This window comes from Agathobaculum faecis, from assembly GCF_014287995.1.
Classification (GTDB): Bacteria; Bacillota; Clostridia; order Oscillospirales; family Butyricicoccaceae; genus Agathobaculum; species Agathobaculum ammoniilyticum.
Map to the genome: position 1 here is coordinate 1 of NZ_JACOPL010000084.1, position 521 is coordinate 521.

At 61.6% G+C, this 521-nt stretch carries 1 pseudogene; it reads right to left on the minus strand.

Features of this window, described 5'->3' with window-relative positions:
* Positions 1 to 521 (minus strand): annotated as a pseudogene (locus H8S45_RS15965) (helicase-related protein); the annotation flags it as partial.

Genomic DNA, 521 nt, shown 5'->3' on the forward strand with positions numbered 1-521 from the left:
TCCGGCAGGTCCTTGCCCATATCCATGAGCGAGAGGAACACGCCGTTCTCCAGCAGGAAGCGGCTGTACACCAGCGGCGAAACGCCCGGCTTCTGACGGGAGCGTTTTTTCCGCTTCGCGGTGCGCCGGTTGCTGTTGTACCCGCCTTCCGTTACTTCGTAAGTGTCCTCTGTCACGCCGTATTCCCGCGCAAACTGCGCGGGGGCGGCATAGCTTTGCCCATCCTGCTCCATACGGTATGCACACATGCGGTAGAGCAGATAGAAGATACCGGAGGCATAGCCGTTGATGAGGGTTGCCGTCATGCCGATGCATTTTTTCGCGGCGGCGAACAGCTCGCCCATCGCGTCCCCCTGGCCGCTGTCCGCGGAAAACTGGTGCAGTTCATCCGCTATCAGGCCGTCTATCTTCCCTCTGTACCGGTTTTTGATATAGGTGCTGAGCGGGAAGCGGCGGCACGCGCCGCGGGCGGCCATGAAACGGTCCGGCTCGCGCAGCAGGGCGGCAAGCTGCTTTTTCGC